This window comes from Streptomyces sp. WM6378, assembly GCF_001279695.1.
GTDB lineage: Bacteria > Actinomycetota > Actinomycetes > Streptomycetales > Streptomycetaceae > Streptomyces.
In genome coordinates this window covers 1-1,899 of sequence record NZ_LGDD01000100.1, presented here as the reverse complement: position 1 = coordinate 1,899, position 1,899 = coordinate 1, and the positions used below count along the sequence as shown (strand labels likewise).

General features: G+C 77.4%; 1 pseudogene. It reads left to right on the top strand.

The window, feature by feature from the left end:
* Positions 1–1,682 precede the first annotated feature (1,682 nt).
* Positions 1,683–1,899: pseudogene (locus ADK54_RS47410) on the top strand (hypothetical protein); the annotation flags it as partial.

The window sequence follows — 1,899 nt, the reverse complement described above, 5'->3', positions numbered from 1 at the left end:
CCCCTGAGCCCTCCCCCACCCCCGCCCGGGGCGACGGGGGCTGGGCCGCCGCGCCCCCGATGCAGCGCGCCCTGACCGCCCCCCGCCTCACGGCGGAGCGGTCCTTCGGCGCCACCCTGGCCGCCCACCAGGACCTCTCGGTGGTCCGCCCCCTGACCCACGCGGTCTCCCCGACGGCCCCGCACGGAGTCCTCCACAACGCGCTGACCCCGGTGACGGGTTCACCATCACCCCTTCCGCTTCCGCTGCTGCGGTTGCCGGTGGCGGGGAGGGTTCCGGCGACGGGCGCGGAGGACGCGGGTCCCGCGTCGGCTGCGGCACCGGCCCCGGTTCAGGGTTCGGCTTCTGCGTCGGCCCCGGTTCAGAGGTCGGCTGCTGCATCGGCTCCGGCTCCGGCTCAGAGGTCGGCTGCTGCATCGGCTGCGGGTCCGGGGCAGCGGGCAGCGTCTGCGTCGGCCCCGGCCGCGGCCCCGGTTCAGCGCGCAGCCTCCGCGCCGACCTCGCCTGCGGCTCCGGCGCAGCGGGCGGCTACTCCTGCGAGCGGGCCGGGGGCGGTGCCGGAGGCGGCTTCCCCGGCACCGGCGGAATCAACTCCGGCTGTGCAACGCGCAGTTAGGCCTACGACGAGCTCGGCTGCGCCTGGCGCTGCGCCGACTGTGGCCCCAGTGCAGCGGGCGGCCTCCGCATCGACCCCCGCCCCGGTTCGGCCGTCGGCGTCTGCGTCGACCCCGGCTGCGGGTCCAGTACAGCGGGCGGCTGCTCCCGCGAGCGGGCCGGGTACGACGCCGGGGGCGTCTGGCCCGACTCCGGCTAAGTCAACTCCCGCTGCGCAGCGGGTGGTTAAGCCTGCGACGAGCCCGGCTGCGCCCGGAGCCGCTCCGGCTGCGCAGAGGGCTGCCAAGCCTGCGGCCAACTCGGGGAACGACCCGGGCGCGGCTCCGGCACCGGCTGCCTCGGCTCCTGCGAGTGCCACTCCCGCCGTGCAGCGCGCCGCCACGACTCCGCGCGCGTCGGCGGACCACGCCGCTACGACTCCGCGCCCCGCCGCCTCCGGCTCAACTGACGCTGCCCAGAGCGCAGTTACGCCCGCTTCCGGTCCGGCGCCGACGGGCTCGGCGACACCGAGCGCGTCTCCCGCCGTGCAGCGCGCCGCCAAGCCTGCGGCCGGTTCCGGGCCGGCGAGCCCGACTGCCCCCAGTGCGGCCCGCCGCGTGCAGTCGGCACGACCCCGCCAGACACCCTCGTTGCGGGCAGACGTTCCGCAGGGCGATCGGGGTCTCCCCTGGTCGAGCGAAGCCGAGACCTTGGGGAAGGGTGGGCCCAACGAAACCCGCTCGCCGGAACCGTCCCCCTCGCCTGCGCCCAGCACGCCCCCCGCCGTGCAGCGGACCTCCACACCCGCACGCCCCGAGCCGAACAACCCCGCCTCGACGCCACCGGCACCCCCTGTACAGCGCGCAACCGCGGCCGAGCCCAGCACGCCCCCCGCCATGCCCGTGCGCAGCACCACAAGCACCCCAGGTGCAACGCCGAGTCCGGCAACCCCGGGTACGCCCGCGCCGACCCCCGCCGTGCAGCGAGCGGTCGCACCCCAGCACCCCACAGCCAACAACCCCGCCACGGCACCGGCACCGGCCAGCAAGGCCACCCCCGACACAACCGCCTCCGCGCAGAGGGCAGTTGTGCCCGTCAGCCCGCCCGAGTCCGAGGCGCCTCCCGCGATGCCCGTACGCGGCGAAACACCCAAGCCCGGCCGGGCAGCGGCAACCCCGCCCAGCCCGTCGGCGACGGACAGCCCCCGCACCACCCCGGCAACCCCGGTGCAGCGAGCCACGCCCACCCCGGCGGCGCCCGCGACCCCCGCCACCCCGACGCGACCCCGCCCGGACAAGCCCGTCC